General features: G+C 73.6%; 4 protein-coding genes. 2 read left to right on the forward strand and 2 right to left on the reverse strand.

Annotated elements, in window-relative coordinates; genetic code table 11:
* The first annotated feature begins 15 nt into the window (after window positions 1-15).
* Together ABD298_RS01435 and ABD298_RS01440 are read left to right on the forward strand one after the other, a co-directional pair.
* Entirely contained in the window at window positions 16-1,704 is a 1,689-nt protein-coding gene (locus ABD298_RS01435; protein WP_344297782.1) for a protein kinase domain-containing protein, read from the forward strand.
* A gap of 85 nt (window positions 1,705-1,789) precedes the next feature.
* Window positions 1,790-5,434 carry a S41 family peptidase gene (locus ABD298_RS01440; protein ID WP_344297784.1) on the forward strand — a complete coding sequence of 1,215 codons (3,645 nt, stop codon included), beginning with the start codon at window positions 1,790-1,792 and terminating at the stop codon, window positions 5,432-5,434.
* 69 nt (window positions 5,435-5,503) lie between these two features.
* Here the strand turns inward: ABD298_RS01440 and ABD298_RS01445 are convergent, their stop codons facing one another.
* Together ABD298_RS01445 and ABD298_RS01450 are read right to left on the reverse strand one after the other, a co-directional pair.
* Window positions 5,504-5,929, reverse strand: a complete 426-nt coding sequence (locus tag ABD298_RS01445; protein WP_208712375.1) for an OsmC family peroxiredoxin — start codon at window positions 5,927-5,929, stop codon at window positions 5,504-5,506.
* A gap of 134 nt (window positions 5,930-6,063) precedes the next feature.
* Window positions 6,064-6,432: a hypothetical protein gene (locus tag ABD298_RS01450; RefSeq protein ID WP_344297787.1), complete on the reverse strand. Its 369-nt coding sequence runs from the start codon at window positions 6,430-6,432 to the stop codon at window positions 6,064-6,066.
* Window positions 6,433-6,519: the final 87 nt, after the last annotated feature.

Below are 6,519 nucleotides of genomic sequence, written 5' to 3' on the forward strand. Positions count from 1 at the left end.
CGGTAGACATGAGCCATGGAACCTCTGCCCGAGATCCACCCGTCCGGCCCTTCGCCCGGGACCGGAACACCCGCCCTGCCCGGCTACGAGGTCGTGCGCCTTCTCGGCCACGGCGGGTCGGGCAGCGTGTGGCTCGTCCGCGATGCGGACGGTGGCCGGATGCTGGCCGCCAAAGTCCTCTCGCCCGGACCGGATGCGGGGGACGGCGCAGCTGCCCTCGCGCTCGCGCGGCGCGAGCTGCGGCTGTCGAGGTCGCGGGAACACGAGCACCTCCTCCCCGTGCGCGCTGCCGTGGCGGACGCCGGCGACGCCGGCGCCGTGGCCCTGCTGATGGACTACGCCCCCGGCGGCTCGCTCGGCAACCTCGTCCGCGTGCGCGGCCGGCTCGGGGTCGGGGAGTGCGTGACCGTGGTGACGCCGATCGCCCAGGCCCTCGCGGCGCTGCACGCCGAGGGGAGCACGCACGGAGACGTCTCGCCCGGCAACATCCTGTTCACGGCACAGGGCAAGCCGCTGCTGGGCGACTTCGGGCTGGCCCGCATGGTCGGCGACGTTTCGACGGGAGCGGGCGGCACCCCGGGGTTCCGGGACCCGGCGTCGCTGCCGGGCGGCGTGTCGGCCCTCGCAGGGGACGACGGCGGCCCCCGCGCCGCCGGAGCCGCGTTCAGGCCGGCCGCGCTCGCCGCTGCGGGAGACGTGTTCTCCCTCGGCGCCGTCGCGTGGTTCGCTCTCACGGGTGAGCCGCCGCAGCCCACAGTCCAGCGCCCACCGCTCGCGCTCGTCGTCGAGGACGTGCCCGCGGAGCTCGCGGCCGCCATCGAGGCTGCGCTGCGCGACGATCCGCGGGAGCGCATCTCGGCCGCGGAGCTCGCCCGGGCGGTCTTCCGCAGTGCCCGCGCCGAGCGGGTCGACCTCGCCCCGGCGGTCGACGAGGACGTCATCCCGGACCTGCTCACCCGGCTCAGTCCCGAATCCGGGCGCCGACGGCGCGGGCCGGGCCGCCGCAGCCGCCCACTCGTGGCCGCCGCCGCTCATGTCGCGGGAGTGCGCGCCAGGGCGCCGCTGGTCCGGGCACGGCTGCTATGGGCCCGGCTGCTCTGGGGAGGGGCTGCCGTCCTGGCCGCCGCCGCAGTGCTGGGGGCGATCTGGTGGACTCCGGCCCTCCACCCCCGCAGCACTGCCACGGCCTCCGTCCCCGAGGTGCGGCAGGTGCCCGCGGTGAGCGCCGTCTGGGCGGGGCTTCCTGACCAGCTGCGCCGCGGCGCGGAGTCGGCAGACCCCGTCCAGGCCGTGCAGGCGCTGTCGGAGATCCGCGCGCACGCGATCGCGGCGAAGGACCGGGAGCTCCTTGCGGCCGTCAACGTGCCCGCCTCCGAGACGGCGACTGCGGACGCCGCGCTTTTGGATCGCCTCGACTCGGCTGGGCGGCGGCTCGAGGGGTTCAGTGCCCGCGTCCTCTCCGCGGCGCGGGATGCAGCCACTGCGGCGCCCGCGGATGCCGCGCGATCTGCGGAGGGCGCCGGGCCCGCGGACGGTGACCGGGGCGCCGTCGTGCGGGTCAGGATCGTCACGAGCGGCTACACCGTGCGGGACAGTGCGGGTGCGACGGTAGGCGAGCGCGCGGCCGGCGTGGACCAGGAGCTGCGGATCGTGCTCGGGCGTGAGGAGGGACGCTGGCGGGTGGCCCGCATCCTGCCTGCCTGAAGCGCAGCTGCGGCGTGCGTCACACAGGCGTGCCGCGCTGGCGGCACGCCCTGTCGTGCCCGGGCCTCCTGCCTATGATCGGAGGATGACTGGCTCCAGCTACTTCCGCTATCCCCACGTGCACGGGGACCTCGTGGCGTTTGTCGCCGAGGATGACGTCTGGCTCGCTCCCGTCGCCGGGGGCCGGGCGTGGCGGCTGTCCGCCCTGCGGCTGCCGGCACGGAACCCCCGCTTTACGCCCGACGGCAGCAAGGTCGTCTGGACGGTGGTGCAGGGGAGCGCGCCCGAGGTCGTGTCCGCGGATGTGGACGGTGGCGGGTTCCGGCAGCTGAGCTGGTTCGGGCACTCCACGACCCGGGTGCGCGGCTTCGACCCCTCTGGGCGCGTCATCGTCACGAGCGCCCACAACCAGCCCGACGCCCGCCACACCCATGCCTACACGATGCCGGTCGAGGGCGGATGGCTCGAGGAGCTCCCGTACGGGCCGGTCGACTCGGTGGCGTTCGGGCCCAGCATCGGCGACGAGAGGCCGGTCGTGGTCAGCAGCGTCCTGACGCGCGACCCGGCCTCCTGGAAGCGCTACCGCGGAGGCGCGGCCGGCAAGCTCTGGATCGACCCCGACGGCGGCGGCGAGTTCCGGCGGCTCGTCCCAGAGCTCGACGGCAACCTCTGCGACCCCCTCTGGGTGGGAGGCCGGATCGCGTTCCTCTCCGACCACGAGGGCGTGGGCAACCTCTACTCGGTGGACCGCTCCGGGCGCGACCTGCGCCGCCATACCGACTCGGACCGCTTCTACGTCCGGCACGCGAGCACCGACGGCGTCCGCATCGCCTTCGAGTCGGCGGGTGAGCTCTGGCTCCTGGACTCGCTCGACGCCGAGCCCCGTCGCCTCGACATCGCACTGGCCTCCGCCTCGACGTCGCGGCGCTCCATGCCGCTCGCCGTCGCGCGCCACCTCGGCGACGTTGTCCCGACGCCGGACGGGCGCGCGAGCGTCGTCGAGTCGCACGGGACCGTGCACTGGCTGACCCATCGGGACGGCCCCTCGCGTGTTGTCGAGGCCACGCCGGGCGTTCGGGCGCGCCTCGCCCGGCCCCTCGGGACGGACTCCGTGGTGTTCATCGCCGACCACGAGGGGGAGGAGGGCCTGTTCATCAAGCGGCTCTCCGGCGCCGAGGAGGCTGCCCGCGCCGCAGCGGGCCGCGCAGTGGGCCGTACCGAGGACGGGCCCGGGGCCGTGGCCACCGCATCCGACGACGGCCTTCCCCGCCCGGTCTCGGCGTTCACCGGGGCTCCCACAGACGAGCGGCCCGGCGCCGGCGTGCAGGGCCAGACCTATGGGCTCTCCGACGACAGCCGTCCGCAGCCCGTCCCGGCGGGCCTGCCGGCAGCGTCGGCGTCGGCGGCTCGCGCGCCGCGCTCGTACGTGGTCCCCGGCCGCCGCACCGTCCCGGTCGACGTCGAGGCCGAGGCGGACGCCCTGCCGCGCCTGCGTCGCGTCGCCCTGCCGAGTGCGAGCCGCGTCGCGGAGCTCCTCCCCAGCCCCGACGCCCGATTCGTCGCGGCGGGAACCGCCTTCGGCGAGGTCCACCTTGTCGATGTGGAGGCCGGCACGGCGACGACCTTGAGCACGGTGAACGAGGGCAGCATCGAGCAGCTTGCCTGGAGCCCGGACTCCCGCTGGCTCGCGTGGAGCGAGCCCGTGACGGCGTTCGGCTCGCGCTCGAGGATCCGCCTTGCCGAGGTGGGCACGGGCCGGGTGGCCGAGGTGACCGACGGCCGCTTCTGGGATGCCTCCCCGGCCTTCACCCCGGACGGGAAGTACCTCGCGTTCCTCTCGGGCCGCAGCTTCGACCCCGTCTACGACGGCCACTCCTTCGACCTGTCCTTCCCGAGCCCCATCAAGCCGTACATCCTCCCGCTCGAGGCCACGGCCGCGAGCCCCTTCGGGCCCCGCGTGGCCGACTTCGCCGTGTCGGGCCCTGCCTCGGCGGACGGCGTGGACGGCGCGGACGACGCCGGGGCCAGCCGCGCGCCGTCGTCCTCCACCGCCGGGAGCGCGGGGAGCGCGCCGTCGGTGACGGTCGACCTCGAGGGGATCGCGCACCGCATCGTGGCCCTTCCGGTGCGGCAGGGAAACTACTCGCGCCTGACGGCAGCAAAGGACGCACTCCTGTGGCTCTCCCAGGACCTCGTCGGGGCGACGGGCGACGGCAAGGCCAAGCCGGGCGACAAGGACACGCCGCCCACGCTGCAGCGGCTCGACCTGGTCACGGGAGCCGAGACGACCCTCGTCGGGGCCCTGGACAGCTACCGGATCAGCGGGGACGGCGGTCGGGTCGTCTACATCCGCGACCGTGCAGTCCACTGCGTGCCGAGCGACCGTCCCGCCGAGGACGGCCACGGGGACCACATCACGGTGGAACTGGACCGCATCCGCGTCCGGCTCGACCCGGTGTCCGTGTGGGGGCAGGCGTTCGAGGAGGCTTGGCGGCTCCAGCGCGACTTCTTCTGGACCGCGGACATGGCCGGCGCCGACTGGGAGGAGGTCCACGACCGGTACCGCCCGCTCGTGGAGCGCCTCGGCTCCCACGATGACCTCGTGGACCTCCTGTGGGAGATGCACGGCGAGCTCGGCACGTCGCACGCGTTCGTGACGCCTGCGCTCGTGACCGAAACGGGAGCCGGCGGCCAGGGGCGTCTCGGCGGCGAGTTCGACTTCGACGGCGGCTGGGTGGTGCGGCGGGTCCTCGCGAACGAGTCCTCCGACCCGCTTGCCGCGTCCCCTCTCGCGTCGCCGGGCGCGGGCGTCCGCGCGGGCGACCGCCTCCTGGAGATCGACGGCGTGCCGCTCACGGCCGAGTTTGGTCCCGCGCTGGCGCTCACGGGCGCGGCCGGGAAGACCGTCGAGCTGACCATGCTCAACGGTCCCGCCCACGGCGACGCGGCCGGCACGACCCGGCGGATCGCCGTCGTGCCCATCCGCGACGAGGAGCGGCTGCGCTACCAGGACTGGGTCCAGGCGAACCGGAGACTCGTGCGGGAGGCCTCCGAGGGCAGGTTCGGCTACCTCCATGTCCCCGACATGGGCGCGCGCGGCTGGGCGCAGCTGCACCGGGACCTGGACACCGAGACCGCGCTCGACGCCCTCGTGGTCGACGTGCGGAGGAACCGCGGCGGCCACACGTCCCAGCTCGTGGCCGAGCTGATCGGGCGTCGGGTCACGGGCTGGAGCATGCCACGGGGCGAGCAGCCGCGGACCTACCCGCGCCATGCGCCGCGCGGCCCCGTCGTGATCCTGGCCGACGAGTTCGCTGGGTCCGACGGCGACATCATCACGCAGGTGAGCAAGCTACGGGGGATTGGCCCCGTCGTCGGCACCCGCACGTGGGGCGGCGTCGTCGGGATCGACAACCGCTTCAAGCTCGCCGACGGCACGTCGGTGGCGCAGCCACGCTACGCGACCTGGTTCGAAGGCGGGATCGGGTGGGACGTCGAGAACTACGGCGTGGACCCGGACATCGAGGTCCCGTACCCTCCGCACGCGTACGCGGCGGGCATCGACCCGCAGCTTGAGCACGGCATCGGAGTGCTCAAGGAGATGCTCGTGGAGATCCCCACCCAGCGCCCGCCCGCGCGCAGGGGCTACCGGTCCGTGCGCCCCGCGCCGCTGCCCCCGCGTCCCCAGGACCTGGCCGACGCCGAGGCGGTTCCGGCGTACGAGGGCTGAGGCGCCGCCAGCACGAGAAGGCCCCCTCCCGTTGCGGGAGGGGGCCTTCTCTCACTCTGGCTCGCGGGATCAGGACTCGAGCGTTGCCGAGAGCGTGATCGGGATGGAGAGGGCCTGGCTCACCGGGCAGCCGGCCTTCGCCTTCTCGGCGATCTGCTGGAATTCGTCCTCGGAGATGCCGGGGATCCTGGCGGTCAGGGTCAGGTTGCTGCCCGTGACGCCCTTGCCGGGCTCGAAGCCGACCTCGGACTTCGTCTCGATCCGCTCGGCCTTGTAGCCGGCGCTGTCGAGCTCGTTGCTGAACGCCATCGAGAAGCACGCCGAGTGAGCGGCGGCAATGAGCTCCTCGGGGCTCGTCTTGCCGTTGGCCTCCTCGCTGCGGGCCTTCCAAGTGACGTCGTACGTGCCGAGACCCGAAGTGTCGAACGTGGTCTGGCCGGCGCCCTCGAAGAGGTTCCCCTGCCAGACGGTGTGGGCGGTGCGGATGGTGGCCATGCGTCCTCCTTGAGTTCGTGGTCAATGCGCTCCGGTGCCGTGCAGGACGGCGCCGTCCACGACCATCCTAGGCACAGGACAGGCCCGCTGGCCGGGCATGACGCCGGCGGGCGGGCCTGCAGGACGGGAGGGGGCTACTTCCAGAGCGTGGCGATCGCGACGTTGAGGAGCGCGAGGCCACCCACGGAGTGCGCGAGGCCGGGCGCGACGACGGCCCCGGACTTCCGCTGGCGGTTGCCCACGAACGCGAGGGCTCCGATCACGACGGCGACCACGAACTTGGTGATGAGCTTGGGGTAGTTCGGGTTCGCGAAGTCCTCGTCGGTCTGCCCGAGCACGGGGATGAGGCCCATGAGGATGATGCCCGTGACGAGCTGGGTCATCGCACCGTCGAACTGTCGGGGGCCGACGGTCGGCTGCTTCATGTTGGCGATCCAGGGGCCGAGGATCATTGCCGCACCGACGATGTGGAGGAAGACGACGATGTTGTAGACGACAGACATGCCCCGAGTCTATCGGCGCGTGGCGGGCCCACATGACCTGTGCGCCCGGCGGTGGAGTCCCAACTGGATAACGATGCAGGACGGCGC

The organism is Sinomonas flava, assembly GCF_039531875.1.
Lineage (GTDB): Bacteria > Actinomycetota > Actinomycetes > Actinomycetales > Micrococcaceae > Sinomonas > Sinomonas flava.